16 protein-coding genes and 2 pseudogenes are annotated in these 17,902 nt (G+C 63.2%); 9 read left to right on the top strand and 9 right to left on the bottom strand.

Going from position 1 to position 17,902, the window contains the following annotated elements:
* The first annotated feature begins 165 nt into the window (after positions 1-165).
* On the top strand, positions 166-699 hold the full coding sequence (locus tag RBA40_RS27695) for an isochorismatase family protein (RefSeq protein WP_306651614.1): 534 nt from the start codon (positions 166-168) through the stop codon (positions 697-699).
* An 8-nt stretch (positions 700-707) separates the two neighbouring features.
* Here RBA40_RS27695 and RBA40_RS27690 read toward each other — a convergent pair whose 3' ends face one another.
* A complete protein-coding gene (locus tag RBA40_RS27690) occupies positions 708-1,565 on the bottom strand; it encodes a DUF2306 domain-containing protein (protein ID WP_306651613.1) in 858 nt (285 codons plus the stop codon).
* Positions 1,566-1,704: 139 nt separating this feature from the next.
* Between RBA40_RS27690 and RBA40_RS27685 the strand changes: the two genes are divergently transcribed.
* Complete coding sequence (locus RBA40_RS27685) at positions 1,705-2,763, top strand: sensor histidine kinase (RefSeq protein WP_306651611.1); 1,059 nt, start codon at positions 1,705-1,707, stop codon at positions 2,761-2,763.
* A complete protein-coding gene (locus RBA40_RS27680; RefSeq protein ID WP_306651610.1) occupies positions 2,760-3,530 on the top strand; it encodes a LytR/AlgR family response regulator transcription factor in 771 nt (256 codons plus the stop codon). Before RBA40_RS27685 ends, RBA40_RS27680 begins: the two co-directional genes overlap by 4 nt.
* 18 nt (positions 3,531-3,548) lie before the next feature.
* On the opposite strand, the gene RBA40_RS27675 is transcribed toward RBA40_RS27680, so the two are convergent.
* The 3 genes and pseudogenes from RBA40_RS27675 to RBA40_RS27665 all read right to left on the bottom strand — a co-directional run bounded on the left by RBA40_RS27675 (position 3,549) and on the right by RBA40_RS27665 (position 6,159).
* On the bottom strand, positions 3,549-3,911 hold the full coding sequence (locus RBA40_RS27675; protein WP_306651608.1) for a glyoxalase superfamily protein: 363 nt from the start codon (positions 3,909-3,911) through the stop codon (positions 3,549-3,551).
* Between the two features lie 55 nt (positions 3,912-3,966).
* Positions 3,967-5,284 (bottom strand): annotated as a pseudogene (locus RBA40_RS27670) (aminopeptidase P N-terminal domain-containing protein).
* Positions 5,284-6,159, bottom strand: a complete 876-nt coding sequence (locus RBA40_RS27665) for a DMT family transporter (protein WP_306651606.1) — start codon at positions 6,157-6,159, stop codon at positions 5,284-5,286. The pseudogene RBA40_RS27670 and the gene RBA40_RS27665 overlap by 1 nt, the downstream one beginning before the upstream one ends.
* A 96-nt stretch (positions 6,160-6,255) precedes the next feature.
* Between RBA40_RS27665 and RBA40_RS27660 the strand changes: the two genes are divergently transcribed.
* Positions 6,256-7,122 (top strand): LysR family transcriptional regulator, encoded by an 867-nt coding sequence (locus RBA40_RS27660; protein ID WP_306651604.1) that lies wholly within the window; start codon positions 6,256-6,258, stop codon positions 7,120-7,122.
* A gap of 138 nt (positions 7,123-7,260) precedes the next feature.
* Here the strand turns inward: RBA40_RS27660 and RBA40_RS27655 are convergent, their stop codons facing one another.
* Complete coding sequence (locus RBA40_RS27655; protein ID WP_306651602.1) at positions 7,261-7,716, bottom strand: hypothetical protein; 456 nt, start codon at positions 7,714-7,716, stop codon at positions 7,261-7,263.
* A gap of 154 nt (positions 7,717-7,870) precedes the next feature.
* Here RBA40_RS27655 and RBA40_RS27650 point away from each other — a divergent pair, with 154 nt between their 5' ends.
* On the top strand, positions 7,871-8,980 hold the full coding sequence (locus RBA40_RS27650; RefSeq protein ID WP_306651600.1) for a hypothetical protein: 1,110 nt from the start codon (positions 7,871-7,873) through the stop codon (positions 8,978-8,980).
* A gap of 73 nt (positions 8,981-9,053) precedes the next feature.
* Entirely contained in the window at positions 9,054-9,713 is a 660-nt protein-coding gene (locus RBA40_RS27645) for a hypothetical protein (protein WP_306651597.1), read from the top strand.
* Between the two features lie 57 nt (positions 9,714-9,770).
* Here the strand turns inward: RBA40_RS27645 and RBA40_RS27640 are convergent, their stop codons facing one another.
* Complete coding sequence (locus RBA40_RS27640) at positions 9,771-10,460, bottom strand: glutathione S-transferase family protein (RefSeq protein WP_306651596.1); 690 nt, start codon at positions 10,458-10,460, stop codon at positions 9,771-9,773.
* 239 nt (positions 10,461-10,699) lie between these two features.
* Here RBA40_RS27640 and RBA40_RS27635 point away from each other — a divergent pair, with 239 nt between their 5' ends.
* A complete protein-coding gene (locus RBA40_RS27635; RefSeq protein ID WP_306651595.1) occupies positions 10,700-11,350 on the top strand; it encodes a PEP-CTERM sorting domain-containing protein in 651 nt (216 codons plus the stop codon).
* A 144-nt stretch (positions 11,351-11,494) separates the two neighbouring features.
* Here RBA40_RS27635 and RBA40_RS27630 read toward each other — a convergent pair.
* Both RBA40_RS27630 and ssb read right to left on the bottom strand, forming a co-directional pair.
* A pseudogene (locus tag RBA40_RS27630) lies at positions 11,495-12,431 on the bottom strand (IS5 family transposase).
* Between the two features lie 163 nt (positions 12,432-12,594).
* The gene (ssb, locus tag RBA40_RS27625; RefSeq protein WP_306651593.1) at positions 12,595-13,104 is read right to left on the bottom strand and encodes a single-stranded DNA-binding protein; all 510 of its coding nucleotides are present in this window, start codon (positions 13,102-13,104) and stop codon (positions 12,595-12,597) included.
* Between the two features lie 332 nt (positions 13,105-13,436).
* Between ssb and uvrA the strand changes: the two genes are divergently transcribed.
* Both uvrA and RBA40_RS27615 read left to right on the top strand, forming a co-directional pair.
* Entirely contained in the window at positions 13,437-16,298 is a 2,862-nt protein-coding gene (gene uvrA, locus RBA40_RS27620) for an excinuclease ABC subunit UvrA (protein WP_306651592.1), read from the top strand.
* An 8-nt stretch (positions 16,299-16,306) separates the two neighbouring features.
* The gene (locus RBA40_RS27615) at positions 16,307-16,795 is read left to right on the top strand and encodes a P-loop NTPase family protein (RefSeq protein ID WP_306651590.1); all 489 of its coding nucleotides are present in this window, start codon (positions 16,307-16,309) and stop codon (positions 16,793-16,795) included.
* A 61-nt stretch (positions 16,796-16,856) separates the two neighbouring features.
* On the opposite strand, the gene RBA40_RS27610 is transcribed toward RBA40_RS27615, so the two are convergent.
* Positions 16,857-17,870, bottom strand: a complete 1,014-nt coding sequence (locus RBA40_RS27610) for an Rpn family recombination-promoting nuclease/putative transposase (protein WP_306651588.1) — start codon at positions 17,868-17,870, stop codon at positions 16,857-16,859.
* Positions 17,871-17,902 lie beyond the last annotated feature (32 nt).

Below are 17,902 nucleotides of genomic sequence, written 5' to 3'. Positions count from 1 at the left end.
TGTAGGAATTTTGACTGGAAGCCGTGGTTCCGCTGTTGGCATGCAACGTCAGGGTGGTGCGGATTCGCAAGCGCTGGTTACCAATCTCCGAACCGGATGAGCGTTTACAAAAGTGATGTTTTCGATAACACTGGACGCTCCTTCATTCACCACGAGCCGGCCCCCATGAACACACTCCTGATCATCGACATGCAGAACGCATGGCTGAACAACCCCGCCCAACCGTGTTTCGATACCGCCGGCGTAGTCGAGCGCATCAATCACGCCGCCAGGAGCATCCGCGCACAAGGCGGCAAGGTGATCTTCGTCCAGCATTCGGATGCGGACGCCAGCATCGGCTCGGCGCCCTGGCAAGTCATCCCGGCGCTGGAAAAATCCGCCACTGACGGCGCGGTGCACAAGCTGGCGGGCGACTCGTTCGCCGCGACCGACCTGGCGGCGCAGCTGGCGGCCAGCGCGACCACCACCTTGTATATCAGCGGCTTCGCCACCGAATTTTGCATCGACACCGCCGTGCGCGCGGCAGCCTCGCGCGGCTTGCGCGTGGTGGTCTTGTCGGATGCGCACACCACCGCCGACCGTCCGCACCTCGCTGCGCCGGCCATCATCGCGCACCACAACTGGGTGTGGTCAGGCTTGCCGGTGCCCGCCGACAGCGCACTGACCGTCCGCACGACGGCCGAGGCGTTCCCCGCCTGATCGGCGCTTCAAAGATGCGGCAGCCACAGGATCATCGTCGCGGCAGCGACGCCCGCCGCCGTCGCCACGCTCAGCACCAGCATGGCGACGGCCATCGCGCTGCGCGCCACCACGCTGTCGCTCGCCTGCGCGCGCGCATACAGCTCCAGCACCGCAAGCGGCAGCAGGTACTGGGCAAACGCCAGGAAGCTCAGGAACGGCCCCTGGAAGGTCACGGGATCGAACCCGGCCGGCCCCTTGTTGGCGACGATCCAGGCCATCAGGCCGATCCGGAAGAACCAGACGCCGCTGACCGCCAGGAACAGGCGCAGCGCCCAGCGCCGGTGCAGGGCGATGCGGCCGGCGCGCGCATGGTGCACGGCCAAGGCCGCGCACAGCACGATCAGCACCGCATTGCCGCTGATGCCCACATGCTGCGCCAGGCCGCCCACCGCGCCGCGAAACCACACCATGTACAGGCCGACGAGGCTGGACGCCACCGCCAGCACCACATACACGCGCCCGTTCCAGCGATGAAACGAGGGCGCCAGGCGCCGCAGCGGCGTCATCAGCTGGAGCGCGCCGCCGATGGTGATGACGACCGCCACCAGCATATGCATGCCGATGGCGGCATTGCCGGCCGTGTCGCCGGGGACATACCCGCGCGGCATGACCTTGTTCCATTGCGCCAGGTCGCCGTGCGCCAGCGCGCCGCCGTAGAACACGGCCACGTACCAGGCGAACAGCAGTTGCCCCAGCACGGCCACGCCAAACCACAGGCGCGCCGACCACGCCAGCGCGCTGTCGACCCTGTCGCGCCGCGCGCCCGCGCCCGCCGTGCTTCCCGGTGCCGGGCGCGGCATGCTTCCAGCAGTGTGCGAGATCATGGAACTTCCTTTCGGTTGATATCGGATGGGCACACAGTAGGAGCAAGCGGCGCCGCTGGCGAGGGCACGCGGCGATCGGCGCGACCGGCGGCGGTTTTCCGGGCTTGAACGACGGTCGGCGAACGGTTATTGTGGCGGGATGACCAACGCGCCGCCACCTGCCCTGCCCTCGCGCCATCCGGCGCTGCCGACCCTGCGCCAGGCGCTGGTGGTGACGCTCATCGCGCTGCAACTGACGTGGGTGCTGTCAGCGCTGTCGTCGGGACCGTTTTTGTCGGTACTGCTGCGCATCGGTTTCATCGCCATCGCCTTGCTGCTCACCTACACGGCGAGCGGCACGCTGCGCCAGCGCTGGCTGCCGCCGGCCCTGGTGCGGCTGCTGGCGGTGGCGCTGATGGCGCCTGTCGCCACGCTGGCCATTTTCCGGCTGACGGAGAAAAGTCCCGCCAAACGCGAGCTGGCGTATGGCTACATCATGCTGGCCGCCGTCGCGATCGTCGTCGGGGTGCTGGTGACGTTCGTGGCGCTGCGCCTGGAACGCAAGGCACGCGAGCGCGCGGCACGCCTGCAGGCAGAGCGCGAGCGCCACACCCTCGAACGCGAGCTGCTCGACGCCCGCCTGCGCCTGCTGCAGGCGCAGATCGAGCCGCACTTCCTGTTCAATACGCTGGCCAATATCGAGGCGCTGGTCGAGGCCAAGTCCGACAATGCGGGGCCGGTGCTGCGCCATCTGATCGCCTACATCAAGGCCGCGATGCCGCGCCTGAACGATGCCGACGCCACGCTCGACACCGAGCTGCAGCTGGTGCGCGCCTATCTGGAGCTGATGCACATGCGCATGCCCGACCGTCTGCGCTTCAGCGTGCAGACGGCGCCCGGGCTGAACGGCTTGGCGTTTCCGGCGATGGCCTTGCTGACCCTGGTCGAGAACGCGGTGCGGCACGGTATCGATCCAAGCCTTGGCGGCGGCTGCATCGAGGTCGGCGGCAAGCGCGATGCCGCCAGCGGCCGCGTGAGCCTGTGGGTGAGCGATACCGGCGTCGGGATGTCGGAGCTGAGCCAGCCGGGCACCGGGCTGACCAATGTGCGCACGCGCCTGCAGGCTTTTTACGGGAATGGCGCGAAGCTGGATTTACACGAGCAGACGCCGCACGGCTTGCACGTCGAACTGACCTTTCACCCACGGAGCGCCGCATGAACCACCCGACCGCCCTGATCGCCGACGACGAACCGCTGCTGCGCGAACACCTGCGCGCGCAACTGGCGCGGCTGTGGCCGGAGCTGGACATCGTGGCCGAGGCGCGCAACGGCGGCGAGGCGGTCGAGCTGTTCGACCAGCATCACCCGGCAATCGTGTTTTTGGACGTGCACATGCCCGGCCTGAACGGCATCGAGGCGGCGCGGGCGCTGGCGCGGCGCTCGCAGATCGTGTTCATTACCGCGTACGAGCAGTATGCGGTGCAGGCGTTTGAACAGGGCGCCATCGATTATCTGGTCAAGCCGATCGACGCGGCGCGCCTGGCCGACACGGTGCGGCGTTTGCAGGAACGGCTGGGGCGATCGCCCGACGCCGGCGCGGCCTTCGACGCGGTGCTCGAACGCATGGCCAGCGAATTGCGCCAGCGCAGCGGCACGCGCAACTGGCTGCAGTGGATCAAGGCCTCGGTCGGCAGCCGGGTGCGGTTGATTGCGGTGGAGCAGGTGGCGTTCATCCGCGCGGAGGGCAAGTACACCTCGGTGGTGTGGGACGATGGCGAGGCGCTGATTCGCAAGAGCATCCGCGAACTGGGCGACGAACTCGATCCGGACCGCTTCGTGCAGATCCACCGCTCGGTGATCGTCAATCTGCATTACGTGAGCGAAGTGGTGCGCGGGGTGAACGAAACGGCCGATGTGCACTTGCGTGGGCGTACGGAGGTGCTGCCGGTCAGCCGGAGTTACCTGCATCATTTTCGGCAGATGTAGCTGCCTTACCGCCGACTGTCAGGGCGGCGGCTGGCAAAAGCGGATGCGGTTGCCGAAGGGATCGGCCACTTGCATCACCCTGCCCCACGGCAGGTCGTCGACACCAGGACGCGCATAGGCGTATTCCTTGGCCGTCAGTTCCTGATGCAGCGCGTCGATGTCATCGAGATGGACGAAGATGGTCGAGCCGGGCGTGGCATCGCCATGGTGTTCGCTCAGGTGAATGACCAGCTCGCCACGCTTGATTTCCATATACAAGGGCATGCCCTCCTCGAAGCGGTGCTCCCACTGGCAGGCGAAGCCGAGGAAGTCCAGGTAGAACTCCCTGGCTTTTTCCTCCGAAAAAATGCGCAGAATGGGAATGGCCGGGGAAAGGTTCACGCGTCGCTCCTGATGGGTTCTGTGGCCCTCAGCGTGCGTCATCGGCATGCCTTTGTCAACGCATCAGCGCTTCGATATCGTCGATTGCCTTGGGTACGCCGGCACTGAGCACTTCCCGGCCCGACGGCGTCACCGCCACGTCATCCTCGATCCGGATGCCGATATGCCAGAACTGTTCCGGCACGCCAGGCGCCGGCCTGATGTACAGGCCCGGTTCGACGGTGAGCGTCATGCCCGGTTGCAGGGTGCGCCAGACGTCGCCGCCCGGTTCGCGGTAGCTGCCGACGTCATGCACGTCCATCCCGAGCCAGTGGCTGGTTTTGCACATGAAGAACTGGCGATAGGCGCCGCTGCCGATGACGTCGTCGAGCGAGCCGGCGCGGTCGGCATCGAGCAAGCCCGTGTCGAGCATTCCCTGCGACAGGATGCGTACCGCCGTCTCGTGCGGCGCCATCACGCTCGCACCGGGCCTCACCGCGGCGAGCGCGGCCAGCTGGGCATCGAGCACGATCTCGTAGATCCGCCTTTGCGCGGGCGTAAAGCGGCCGTTTGACGGGGAAGGTGCGCGTGATGTCCGACGCATAGCTGTCGAGCTCGCAGCCGGCATCGATCAGCAGCAGCTCGCCATCCCGCAGTTGCGTGCGGCCGGGATTGTGGTGCAGGACGCAGGCATTCGCGCCCGCCGCGACGATGCATGGATACGCCGGCGCGGCCGCGCCCTGACGGTGGAATTCGTATAGCAGCTCGGCCTCGATCTGGTATTCGGCAAGGCCGGCGCGTGCTGTGCGCATGGCGCGCAGATGGGCATCGGCCGCCACGGCGGCGCTGCGGCGCATGATGTCGAGTTCTCCGCCATCCTTGAACAGCCGCATGTCGTCGAGCAGCATGTGAACGTCGTGAGTGACCGGCGGCGCGCGCACGCCGGAGCGCGCCGCGGCGCGCAGGCCGCGCAGCGCTCCGTTGAGGCGCTCGTCGAAGGCTGCATTACGGCCCATGCCGGCGTACAGGGCCGGCGCGTTGGCCAACAGGCCCGGCAGGTGCTGGTCGAGCACTGAGATGGAAAACGCCTGGTCGAACCCGAAATGCGCGCATGCGCCGTCTGGGCCATGCCGGAATCCATGCCAGATTTCATGCGCGGCATCCTGGTCGCGGCAGAAGAGGATGGAGCGCGATTGCGCCCCGGCCACCAGCACGATCACCGCTTCCGGCTCGATCACGCAAGACAGGTAATGAAAATAGCTGTCGTACCGGAACGGATACTCGACATCGTTGTTGCGCACGACTTCGGGCGCGGTGGGAATGACGGCGACGCCGCCGCCGTGCTTGCGCATCCGCGCGATCAGCTGCGCGCGCCGGGCTTGATAGGGCTGCATCATGCGCCTTTCAGGGATGGGAAAAAATGCCACTGCAGGTTGACCCCGAGCGTGGCGCTGGCGATCAGCGCAAAGCCGGCCAGCTGCAGCGCGCCGATCGCGTGGCCGTAGACGACGAAGTCGACCACCAGCGCCGCAGCCGGATAGAGAAAGGTGAGAACGGCGATGACGGCCGTGTTCATGCGCGGCGTGGCGCCGTACACCATCACATAGGCGAGCGCGGTGGGGATCAGTCCCAGTCCGGCCAGCCAGCCCCACTGCGCGGCATCGATGCCGCCAGCGGGCATGCTGAAGAACCCGGCCGTGAGCACGGTGCCGGTGAGGCAGTGCGTCAGTGCCGTCAGATGGGGCGGCATGCCGCGGATGGCACGCGTGGTCAGGGTGACGCCGGCGTAGGCAACGGCGGCGCCGAGCGTGCAGGCGATCCCGATCAGATAGGTGGAACTGAGCGCCATGTCGGTGCGCACTCCGCATGCCAGCACGAGGCCCGCAAATCCCACCACGACCCAGCCGATATTGTTGGCGCTGACGCTTTCCTTGAGCAGGAGCGAACCGAAGATCAGGACCAGGAACGGTTGCACGTGGTACACGATGGTCGTCACGGAAATGCCGACGCGGGCGATCGCTTCAAAGAACATCACCCAGTTCACGCACATCAGGATGCCGCTGCCGAGAGCAAGCATCAGGTTGTTGAGCGATACGTTGCTGCGCTTGAGCATGCCTTTGTACGCACAGTACACCAGCAGGATGGCGGCCCCGAAAGCGCAGCGGAAGAATACGGTCATCACGGGCGCCAGCGCGGCTTCATGGAAGAAAATACCCAGCGTGCCAAGCATGAGCATGGCAGCGGCGAACGATACGGCGGGATTGGACATGATCTGCTCCGGTGAGTGGTTTCGGGCTATCATCGGGCAGCGCCATGCATCAAACAAGCTGATTTAATTGATGAAATTCATTCGATAATCGAAACCATGACTCCAGACCTGAACCTGAACCAGCTGCGCACCTTTGTCGCCGCCGCCGACCACATGAGCTTTGTCGGCGCGGCCGATGCGGTGCACCGTTCGCAGGCGGCGGTGAGCATGCAGATCATGAAGCTCGAAGAGACGCTGGGGCAGGCGCTGTTCGCGCGCCACACGCGCCGCATCGAGCTGACGGCGGCGGGCGAGCGCCTACTGCCGTACGCGCGCCAGATGCTGGCGCTGGAGGGGCAGGCGCTGGCCGCGCTGCGCACGCAGGAAGTGGTCGGGCGCGTGGTGCTCGGTGCGCCGGACGACTATGTGGCGTCCCTGCTGCCACCGGTGCTGGAGCGCTTCACGGAGCTGTTCGCCAATGTCGAGATCGAGCTGGTCTGCCTGCAAAGCACGCTCCTCAAGCCGCTGCTGCAAAAGGGGCAGATCGACCTGGCGTTCGTGACCCGCGCCGACGATCTGGAAGGCAGTTTCATCCGGCGTGAAGCGATGGTGTGGGTCGGCTCGCAGCGGCATGCGGTGTGGAAAAAATCGCCGCTGCCGGTGGCGCTGTTCGACAAGGGCTGCGTGGCGCGCGAGCACACCCTGGCCGCACTGGAAAAGAGCGGCAGGCCGTACGGCGCCACGTACAGCAGCCCGAGCCTGCTGGGCATCGTGGCGATGGTCGATGCGGGACTGGCGGTGGCGGCGCTGGCCGAGTGCAGTATCCCGCCGCACCTGGTGCGGCTGGGCGAAGCGGAGGGCTTGCCGCCGGTGGAGCCGCTCGAGGTGGTGCTGATCAGGGGACGCAACAGCGGTTCGCCGGCGGTGGAGTGCCTGGCGGGCGAAATCATGGCGGCGTTGCGGCCCTTGCGCGCGGCAGCCTGACGGTGCCCCGTCCATGGGATCATGGCCGGGCCGGCGCAAACTAAAAAACCGCCGTTTCTTTAGTTAGCGGAGAGTCGTATTCAAGGCAGCTTGACTGAGGCCTTGACGGACTTTATGGGCAAGCCTTCCAGAGAGAAATTAACTACGGCGCAGCGAAGGGAATTTATAGAGGAGAACAGCCGTGAGGAGCAAGGCCATGAACAAGCCTAAGCCGCCTGCGCTGATAAGCGCACTTATCGTGACTTCGTTGGGGTCACGCTTGTCGAAGTCGCTTCTGAACACGGCGTTTTCCGGCTTAATGCTGTCGTAGGCTATTTGAACGGGCGATTTGGCCAATGCCTCGGCTTCCGCTACGGTGTCGAACCAGTCGGAGTCCATGTTGTAGTTGATTCCAGCGATCGAATAGCTAAATTTCACCTGATAGGTATCACGGCTCTTCTTGGTTCTCTTGATAATGCCATCCGGTTTTGCAACCACGAAGGCGGGCGCTTTGGCGATGGCAACGTTCGTCTCGATCTTCTTGATGTTGATGGCCGCCATAATGCCGAATGCGATGGCAAAGACGACAAAAAAGGTAATCAGTGGTTTCTTCATAATGACACACGGACAGGATGTAGTTAAAAACGCAACAAGTATCCCATATCAATGTACTGGCCTTCTAGAAAATTGCATGCTCGTGATTTTTGTTCCATTATTGCAACATGTCACGTTGCCGCACTAACCTATGTCCTGCAACCAAGAATTTACAATGATAACTATCAATGAAAGGCTGTTGCAGGCAACGAATGGCCAGCCATACCCGCTGCGCACTCTCTCGTGGCCCGCCCTTCCCATCATGGACGCCTGCCCGGTCCAGGCACCCTACGGCCACGTGCTGGTCCTGACCACGGACGGCGCGCTGCACGGGGTCGATCTCGATAGCGGAGCCAGCGTCGAACTGTGCCGGGTGGAACTTCCCGAGCTGCCGCCGGACCGTGAGCGCCTGCCGCCCAGCCTGCGGCTGCATGCATCGTCCGACGGCATCCATGCCGCAATTGTTGTCGACCAGGGCCAGCACGGCATTGTGGTGGAGACGCAGTCCGGCGCCATCACGATGCGCCTCGACGGCGGCGACTATCACGCCGAACAGGTGCCCTTCAGTGCGTGCTTTCTGCGCCATGAAGGGCGCAATGTCCTCGTCCATCGCACCGACTGGAACCGCCTCGACGCTGCCGATGCGGCGACCGGCAAGTCGCTTACCGAGCGCACCATCGCAGCGTATGAGTCAGGCAAGGATCTCCCCGAGCATTATCACGACTATTTCCACGGACAGCTGCGGCCCAGCCCGGACGGCAGCCGCCTGTTCGATGATGGCTGGGTCTGGCAGCCGGTCTCGATTCCATTGGCCTGGTCTGTCACCGACTGGCTCGGTTCCAATCCGTGGGAGAGTGAAGCCGGCGCCTCGGTCGTGCGGGTCGCGATGCGTGACGACTGGAATACGCCTGCCTGCTGGGTCAGCGAGCGCCACGTTGCGCTGTGGGGAACGGCGGACTGGGACGAGGAGGAATTCGAGGAATCAGGCAAAGGGCCGGGCGTGCGCATCCTTGACGCGACGGTGCAGGCAGCGCTGTCTGCCGACGCGCGCTGGCCCATGGACATGGACGAAAAGAGCCGCGTTCTCGACCTGTTCAGTGACGGCAAGCGCCTGTACGCCGCGGCCGACACGGGGATGACCGTCTGGGACCTGGCGACGCGGGCGCAGATCGGCGACCTGCCCGGTTTTACCCCACGTTTCCATGATGCGGCGCGCGCAGCCCTGGTTGCCATCGGGCCACAGACGATCATCGAATTTCCGCTGGCGTGGCTGGCTCAGGCATGATGCTATTCCAGCCCGCAGGCAACGGCGGAACGCCCATCGGCTCATCGTTCTAGTTTTTGAAAGTGTGGCGGATATGTTTCCTCAAAAATACCGTCCCTGTGCAGCGCTGGCGCTCGTCACGTCCTTGCTCGTCTCGGGTTGCGCCGTCAGGCCCGAAGCGTTGCGGCGTCCCGCCAATGAACAGGTCTTGCAGATCAGGGAAAACGTGAAATGGAAGGTGGGGTTTTGGGACGTCACGCTCGTGCCGGGAACCTACATCGGAAAATTCGAGAATGACAGCGTAACGTACTTCATGGGCCCTCCGATGTGCCTGTACCTATCTGGCCGCGCGCGCAACGATGAGGCGATCGCCGGGACAGCGTTGGAATGCGGGATCCAGCTTCCGAAGAAGCAAGGCGCTGACCCGATGGTCTTCACCATTGTCGGCACTAACCGGCCGCTGACCATCTTCCACGCCGACGACACACCCGATTTTTCGAAAGTTGCGCCGCTCGCGCCGCGTCCGGTCAACACATCCGGCGTGAACACGACGGTGCACACCACGGTGAGCACCATGCCTGTCAGCGGCGGCGCCGGCATTGCCGGAGGCGCCCTTGCCGGTGCTTTCTTGGGAGCGATGATTGAAGCCGAACAAGGCACGTTCAGGGAATTTAAAACCCAGCCGGCGCAAGGGTGGTTGTTGCAAGCGGGGGCCGGCGTGCCAGCGGCTCGGGCAATCACGCCCGGTCGATAAGCACAGGCAGGGCTGGGTCCGGATCCTGGTGCAACTGGATGGCCCCCGGCCCGCACCTCAAGTCGTGGCCGGGTCGAAGAAGCGGTGGGACAAGCCGCTGCGGCCAGGAAAGAACTTGAAGTAGGGTCGTGCCTGATCGATGGTGAGCGCCACCGAGGGATGATCCATCAGGCGCTCGACATAGGCCGCCAGGTGGCCATGCTGCGGCGGTAGCGGCACGTAGGCCAAGGCATAGAACAAGGCCGGCGCCGCGGCGCAGTCGGCCATGCTGAATGCATCGCCGGCGACCCAGGTCCGGCCTTCGAGGTGGCGGTCGATGAAGCCGTAGGCCGACGACAGGCCTTCGCGCGCCTTGGCCACGGCGTGGGCGTCGCGCTGGCCTTCGGGCCGCAGCAGGTCGGCTGTCAGCGCCTGCATCGGCGTCATCACGTACAGGTCGAACAGGCGGTCCCACAAACGCACGTCGAGCGCCGCGTCCGGCGTATCCGGGATGAGCGTACGGCCCGGGCGGGCATGGTGGCGCTGGAGATACTCGATGATGATGCTCGTTTCGGGCACGGGACGCAGCCCGTCCATCAAGAGCGGCATCTTGCCCGTAGGCCACAGCGCCAGGTGCGCGGCCCGCTCGCCGGGGTCACCCAGGTTGAGCAGGCGCTTGTCCACCTCGATGCCGAGCACGTCGATGGCGATCAGTACCTTGTGGCAGCAGGACGACAGTGGATGGTAGTGGAGCGTGAGCGCATTCATGTGATTGCCTGTGCTTTCCAAAAGTGAAAGTATGTGCCCGATGTCGCGCCGAGTCAAAAATCTGCACAGGGATACCAAAGGCACAACTGTCGGAAATCTTTACACCATGCAAAAGATATGGCGAACCACAAATATATCTAACTTGCAACTTATTGATTAATAACAACATACCTGTTTTTGAAATGGCGGGCATGAACCTTGCCTTCCTACACAACCATTCATCTAACTGGAAAAACGGAATGAAATTTATCATCGGCAAGGCCCTCCTTATTGCATCGATCGCGCTTGCGGCACAGAGCCACGCCTCGGTGGCCCGTCTCACCCTGAGCGCCACGCCTGGCGACTGGATTAGCGGAGGAAAAGCGGTCGACGATGTGTATTCTTCCAGCAATCCACTACTCTCTCGGAAAAACGTTCAATTCACCAATACCGGCACGTTCGCTGCTCCGGCAACCGATTACCTGACCTTCATCTACATGGTTGATACCGTACTGGGTTGGACCGACAAATACGCCATGCTGGATTTTTCGACCCAAGAGCTGGGCGTCCCACTTGCCGCTGGAGGCACGTATACGAGTGCGGAGCGGGCGGCTTTCGCGTCGCCTGGCCATCCCGGCCTGGACGTGAGCTACAACCACAGGGGGTGCAACAAAGTGAGGGGCAGTTTCACCGTCAATCAGTTGAGTTTCAAATCCGGTGCCCTCGACACATTTGACGCGTCGTTCAGCCAGTCTTGCGACCGCGGGCCGCTCATGAACGGGACCTTTTACTACAATGCCAGCCTGACCACGCTCCCAAGCACTAATGTGCCGGAACCGGGAACGCTGGCCTTGCTTGGCCTGGGCATCGCCGGTCTCGGCATCGCACGGCGCCGTAAGCGCGCGCGCTAGGGAAGCGCTGATCTGATCGATTTCTGACGCGGTTCAGCCGGAAATTCTCGGCATCGATTTGCGCCTTCAATTTTTCGGGTCGAAATCAGTCAGCGTGAGCCCGAAATCGACTGATTTGGACTGCCTTCCCGCCGTCCGCTGCAATCAAGACGCAACTCGGGCGTGCTGCGACCCGAGGAACCTGCGCGCCAGCACCAGATTGGCGAAAGCGAACAGCGTGAACAGTTGTGCGTTGTTCTTGGCGAGGCCGCGATAGCGCCTCTTGCGATGTTTGAACAGGCACTTCACAACATGGAAGCAATGCTCAACCTTCGCGCGCACGCTGGCCTTCGTGTGCTCCAGCTTTTCAAGCGCGCGGCCCAGTGGGTTTTTCTTAAGCGCCTTGCGGGCGCTTGGCCACCCCCTGGTAACCAGCGTCGCCCAGCACAGCCTTCTCGCCGCCGTGCAGCAACGCATACGCCTGCGTCACGTCAGATACGTTCCCTGCTGTGCCTACGACGGTATGAACCAGGCCAGTGGCCATATCCACACCTACATGCGCTTTCATGCCAAAATACCAATCATTGCCCTTCTTCGACTGGCGCATTTCCTCATCACGCTCACCGTCCTTGTTCTTGGTCGATGGGGGCGCAGCGATCAAGGTGGCGTCAACGATCGTCCCCTCGCGCATCAGCAAGCCTTTGTCGGCAAGGTGTCCGTTGATTTCATCGAAAATCCGACGCGTCAATTTATTGTTCTCCAACAGCCGGCGGAACTTCAACAGTGTGGTCGCGTCGGGCGCCGATTCGTGCGTCAAGTCGATGCCAACGAAAGCACGGATAGACTGGCTGTCGTAGACCGCATCTTCGATGCCTTCGTCCGACAAGCCGAAACACAGCTGGGCGATATACATGCGCAGCATACGTTCCAGGCCGACCGGTGGACGGCCACGTCCGTCACCCTTCGGGTAGTAAGGCAGTAGAGCTGCCACCAGAGCCGGCCATGGGGTCGCTGCCTCAATCTCAGCCAGAAAACGATCACGCCGCGTCAGCTTCTTCTTGCTGGCGAACTCGGCGTCAGAAAAGCTCGATTGCTTCATCATGAATGCAGAAAGATGGGATACGCTATTGTGCCAGCTTGGCAACATAAGGGCGACCAGTGGCGATTAAATCAGCACTTCCCTGGGTAGCCGCCACCAGTAACTAAAACGCCCTGTAACTTCAGATAGTTACAGGGCTTTTTTACATGAATGACTTCAGCGGGTCTTAGAACGGGATGTCGTCATCCATGTCCGAGAAATTCGGCGCCGGCTTCGGTGCCGGACGTGCCGCTGGCGCAGGTGGCGCCTGGCGCTGTGGCGCCGGACGGCTCTGCTGCGGCTGCGAATCGTAACCGCCGCCATCGTCCATGCCGCCGCCGCCGGCGTCGCCGCCCATGCCCTGGCGTCCGCCCAGCATCTGCATCTGTTCGGCGACGATTTCGGTCGCGTACTTCTCGACGCCATCCTTGTCGGTGTATTTACGGGTCTGCAGGCGGCCTTCGACGTAGACCGAAGAACCTTTTTTCAGGTACTGGCCGACAATTTCAGCCAGGCGGCCGAAGAACGAAATGCGGTGCCATTCGGTCAGCTCTTTTTGCTCGCCGGTGTTGCGGTCCTTCGATTTGTACGAGGTCGCGACGGCGATGTTGGCGATGGCGTCACCGCTGGGCATGTAGCGGATTTCCGGATCGCGCCCCAAGTTGCCGACGATGATGACTTTATTGACTGATGCCATGTATTACTCCTGTTGAACTGCTGCGGCGTCCCGCAACCCGATGATTTTTCTAGACGAGGATTATACTCCGGCGTGCGTCTCCAACGCATCCAAACTGCGTCCTCCTTGCATCCATACTGCGTCCCGTTCGCAGCCATGGTGCCCCATATTATGCGCCCCTCAGACGCATGCACACGCCAAAATACTGGTATTATATACAGTGAAAATAAACAAAACCCCTGAGCAACGTCAATACGCTTCTCGCGCAACTGCGGACGCGGCAATCGTCCCCGCAGACGTCGCTTCTGAAACACGGCTATAGTATTAGCTGACCCGTTTAAGGCACACAACACATGGAACAGATCCGCATTCGCGGCGCACGTACGCACAACCTGAAGAACATCAATCTCGACCTGCCACGCAACAAGCTGATTGTGATCACCGGCCTGTCCGGCTCCGGCAAGTCGTCGCTGGCGTTCGACACCTTGTATGCCGAAGGGCAGCGCCGCTATGTCGAATCGCTGTCGGCCTACGCGCGCCAGTTCCTGCAGTTGATGGAAAAGCCCGATGTCGATCTGATCGAAGGCCTGTCGCCGGCCATCTCGATCGAGCAGAAGGCCACCTCGCACAATCCGCGCTCCACGGTCGGCACGGTCACCGAAATCCACGATTACCTGCGCCTCCTGTACGCGCGCGTCGGCACGCCCTACTGCATCAACCACCCGGACCACGCGCTGGCCGCGCAAACGGTGTCGCAGATGGTCGACGCGGTGCTGGCCATGCCGGAAGATACCAAGCTGATGATCCTGGCGCCCGTGGTGGCCAACCGCAAGGGCGAGCACAGCGACCTGTTCGCGGCGATGCAGGCGCAGGGTTTCGTGCGCTTTCGCATCCAGAGCGGCACCAACGACGCGAAGATCTACGAAGTCGACGACCTGCCCAAGCTCAAAAAAACTGAAAAGCACACCATCGATGTGGTCATCGACCGGGTCAAGGTCAGCGCCGAGATCAAGCAGCGCGTGGCGGAGAGCTTCGAGACCGCGCTGCGCCTGGCCGACGGGCGCGCCGTGGTGCTCGAGATGGACCGGGCCGCGGAAGGCAGCGCAGCGGAACACGTCTACTCCAACAAGTTCGCGTGTAACACCTGCGGCTACTCGCTGCAGGAACTCGAGCCGCGCCTGTTTTCGTTCAATAATCCGATGGGCGCCTGCCCCGAATGCGATGGCCTCGGTCACATCGAATTTTTTGACCCGCGCCGCATCGTCGCCTTCCCCAACCTGTCGCTCGCTTCCGGCGCGGTAAAGGGCTGGGACCGGCGCAACCAGTTTTACTTCCAGATGCTGTCGAACCTGGCGGCGCACTACGAGTTCGATATCGACATGCCGTTCGAGCAGCTCGACCTGGCCTCGCAGCAGGCGGTGTTGTACGGCTCCGGCAAGACCTCGATCCCGTTCACCTACGTGAACGAGCGCGGTCGCACCGTGATTCGCGAGCACACCTTTGAAGGGGTGGTCACCAACCTGCAGCGGCGCTACCGCGAAACCGATTCGATGGCCGTCAAGGAGGAACTGGCGAAGTTCATCAACGAGAAGCAGTGCCCGTCGTGCGAAGGCGCGCGCCTGCGCGTGGAAGCGCGCTACGTCAAGGTCGGCACCGGCAAGCAGCAGCGCGCCATCTACGAGGTGGCGCGCAAACCGCTGCGCGAATGCCTGGAGTTCTTCGAGAAGCTCACCCTCAAGGGCGCCAAGAAAGAGATCGCCGACCGCGTGGTCAAGGAGATCGTTTCGCGCCTCAAATTCCTCAACAACGTGGGCCTCGACTACCTGTCGCTCGACCGCAGCGCCGATACGCTCTCGGGCGGCGAGGCGCAGCGCATTCGCCTGGCCTCGCAGATCGGTTCGGGCCTGACCGGCGTGATGTACGTGCTCGATGAACCGTCGATCGGCCTGCACCAGCGCGACAACGACCGCCTGATCGAAACGCTCAAGCACCTGCGCGACATCGGCAACAGCGTGCTGGTGGTCGAGCATGACGAAGATGCGATCCGCACCGCCGACTACATCGTCGACATGGGTCCGGGCGCCGGCGTGCATGGCGGCGAGATCATCGCCGAAGGCACGCTCAAGGATATCCTCAAGAACAAGAAATCGCTGACCGCGCGCTACCTGAATGGCTCGCTCAAGATCGCGGTGCCCAAGAAACGCCACGTGGCCGACGCCAACAAGCAGGTGGTGATCACCGGCGCCACCGGCAACAACCTGAAAAAGGTCACGCTCAAGCTGCCGGTCGGCTTGATGACGTGCGTGACGGGCGTTTCCGGTTCCGGTAAATCGTCGCTGGTGAACGACACCTTGTACCCGGCCCTGTCGCGCCACCTGTATGGTTCGCAGACCGAACCGGCGCCGCACGATTCGATCAGCGGCCTGGAACATTTCGACAAGGTCATCTCGGTCGACCAGGCGCCGATCGGGCGCACGCCACGCTCCAACCCGGCCACCTACACCGGCCTGTTCACGCCGATCCGCGACCTGTTCTCGGGCGTGCCGGCGGCCAAGGAGCGCGGCTACAGCGCCGGGCGCTTCTCGTTCAACGTCAAGGGCGGGCGCTGCGAAGCGTGCCAGGGCGATGGCGTGATCAAGGTCGAAATGCACTTCCTGCCGGACGTGTACGTGCCGTGCGACGTCTGCCACGGCAAGCGCTATAACCGCGAAACGCTGGAAGTGCAGTACAAGGGCAAGAACATCACCGAAGTGCTGGGCATGACGGTGGAAGAGGCGCACGAATTCTTCAAGCCGGTGCCGCTGATCGCGCGCAAGCTGCAAACCCTGCTCGACGTCGGCCTGGGCTATATCCGCCTCGGCCAAAGCGCGACCACCCTGTCGGGCGGTGAAGCGCAGCGCGTGAAGCTGTCGCTGGAACTGTCCAAGCGCGACACCGGGCGCACGCTGTATATCCTGGACGAGCCGACCACCGGCCTGCACTTCCACGATATCGACCTGCTGCTCAAGGTCATCCACCGTCTGCGCGACCAGGGCAATACGCTGGTCATCATCGAGCACAATCTCGATGTGGTCAAGACCGCCGACTGGATCGTCGACCTGGGTCCCGAAGGCGGCGCCGGCGGCGGCAAGATCATCGCCAGCGGCACGCCGGAAGACGTGGCGGCCAATCCGGAGAGCGTCACCGGCAAATACCTGGTGCCGCTGCTGGCGTAAGGAACTGCATGCGCGTTCTCATCATGGGCAATTCAGGGTCCGGCAAGTCGTGGCGCGCGCGCCAGCTGGCCGGGCAGCATAAGTTGCGGCACCTCGATCTCGACACCATCTACTGGGTGCCGGGATCGGTGGCGGTGGCGCGGCCGGCCTATGAAGTGCTGGCCGACCTGTACGCCTTCGTGCGCGGCCATGACGACTGGGTGGTCGAAGGCTGCTACGGAGACCTGATCGAGGCGGCGCTGCCGTTCTGTACCCAGCTGGTGTTCATCAATCCGGGCAAGGATGCCTGCATGGCCAACAACGCGTTGCGGCCGTGGGAGCCGCACAAGTACGCATCAAAAGAAGAACAGGACAGCATGCTGCCCTACCTGATGGAGTGGGTGAGCCAGTACGACGCGCGCGACGACACCTGTTCGTATGCCTTCCACCGCCGCGTGTACGACGGCTTCCAGGGCGCCAAGCGCGAAGATGCACCGCCGTCCGGCGCCGCCGCCTGAAAAGGCGCCATCAAGCGCGCGCCGCTGCAACGCTGCCGTAATCGCTCAGTATTCCGGCCGGTCACGCAGGGCGGGCGGCCTCGGAGTCGTCGCCGAACACCGCCGCCAGACTGGGCGCGTCCAGGCCGCGTTCAAACCACTGTTCCAGGTCGGCCTGCGTGGCCTGGCCGATGCGTAGCGTTGCCGTCTGCGGAAGTGCGCCGAAACGCTTGTGCAACAGGCTGCCGAGCATGGCACGCAACGCGGTAACCTGCCCTTCCGCTGCCCCTTCCATCCTGGCTTTTTCTGCCAGCGCGAGTCCTTTCTGAAAGCCGATATCTTCGAACTCTTCGGCCCAGGTTTCAAATTTACGTTCCATATCAGCCACCCCTTCCACACTGTCAAACGCGAACGATTCCGGGTTCGCGCGCCGTTGCGCCAGGTGCTTTATCCACTGCGCGACCGAGAGCCGCAGGCTTTCCTGGGGTGCGTCGTCGAACCAGGTGAGCAGCGCGGGCAAGACATTGTCTCGGACCTCGGAGGCGCTCGAAAGTTCCATCCGAAACAGCAGCGCCAGCAGGGTGGCATTCGCTTCCAGCGCCGCCCTGTCCAGGCGCTGCTGGTCGATCAGCAGGTAACGCTGGGATGGCTGGAACGGCGCCAGTTCGGCGGGCGCCTGCATGAGCAGCGCGGCCAGGTCCAGGCTGGCGCTCCAGCGCGGGGCGCCGTTATAAACCACTACCGGCAACACCGGCGGCAACAGTAAAGCCGACGACAATGCATGCCGCTTGACAAGGTCTTGGCACAGCAGGCCGACGTAGCTCTGCATGCGCAGCGCCATCCAGCGATCCACGCCAGACTGGAATTCGAGCAGGATATACACATACAAAACATGCTGGCCGATCCGCACGCGCCAGACCATGTCGCTCTGGCGCGCCGCCAGGCGCTCGCTCACGTACACGGGATCGACGCGTTCGAATGAGAACAGCGCCACATTCCGGAACAATTTGAAGGGTGTAAAGTGCGTGACCAGATCGCGCACCAGTTCCGGGTGGGCGAACAGCGAACGGTATCCGAGGTCGTTAAAGGCGGGCATGGGGCATTCTAGCGACCGTCCCCGCCCCGGGT

It is taken from the genome of Massilia pseudoviolaceinigra (assembly GCF_030846505.1).
In the GTDB taxonomy this organism is placed as follows: domain Bacteria; phylum Pseudomonadota; class Gammaproteobacteria; order Burkholderiales; family Burkholderiaceae_D; genus Telluria_A; species Telluria_A violaceinigra.
The sequence above is the reverse complement of the archived record's forward strand: the minus strand, read 5'-3'. Positions and strand labels throughout refer to the sequence as shown.

Coding starts and splice junctions, on each gene's coding strand:
- RBA40_RS27695 (WP_306651614.1), top strand. CDS start 166: ATGAACACACTCCTGATCATCGACATGCAGAACGCATGGCTGAACAAC.
- RBA40_RS27690 (WP_306651613.1), bottom strand. CDS start 1,565: ATGATCTCGCACACTGCTGGAAGCATGCCGCGCCCGGCACCGGGAAGC.
- RBA40_RS27685 (WP_306651611.1), top strand. CDS start 1,705: ATGACCAACGCGCCGCCACCTGCCCTGCCCTCGCGCCATCCGGCGCTG.
- RBA40_RS27680 (WP_306651610.1), top strand. CDS start 2,760: ATGAACCACCCGACCGCCCTGATCGCCGACGACGAACCGCTGCTGCGC.
- RBA40_RS27665 (WP_306651606.1), bottom strand. CDS start 6,159: ATGTCCAATCCCGCCGTATCGTTCGCCGCTGCCATGCTCATGCTTGGC.
- RBA40_RS27660 (WP_306651604.1), top strand. CDS start 6,256: ATGACTCCAGACCTGAACCTGAACCAGCTGCGCACCTTTGTCGCCGCC.
- RBA40_RS27655 (WP_306651602.1), bottom strand. CDS start 7,716: ATGAAGAAACCACTGATTACCTTTTTTGTCGTCTTTGCCATCGCATTC.
- RBA40_RS27650 (WP_306651600.1), top strand. CDS start 7,871: ATGATAACTATCAATGAAAGGCTGTTGCAGGCAACGAATGGCCAGCCA.
- RBA40_RS27645 (WP_306651597.1), top strand. CDS start 9,054: ATGTTTCCTCAAAAATACCGTCCCTGTGCAGCGCTGGCGCTCGTCACG.
- RBA40_RS27640 (WP_306651596.1), bottom strand. CDS start 10,460: ATGAATGCGCTCACGCTCCACTACCATCCACTGTCGTCCTGCTGCCAC.
- RBA40_RS27635 (WP_306651595.1), top strand. CDS start 10,700: ATGAAATTTATCATCGGCAAGGCCCTCCTTATTGCATCGATCGCGCTT.
- ssb (WP_306651593.1), bottom strand. CDS start 13,104: ATGGCATCAGTCAATAAAGTCATCATCGTCGGCAACTTGGGGCGCGAT.
- uvrA (WP_306651592.1), top strand. CDS start 13,437: ATGGAACAGATCCGCATTCGCGGCGCACGTACGCACAACCTGAAGAAC.
- RBA40_RS27615 (WP_306651590.1), top strand. CDS start 16,307: ATGCGCGTTCTCATCATGGGCAATTCAGGGTCCGGCAAGTCGTGGCGC.
- RBA40_RS27610 (WP_306651588.1), bottom strand. CDS start 17,870: ATGCCCGCCTTTAACGACCTCGGATACCGTTCGCTGTTCGCCCACCCG.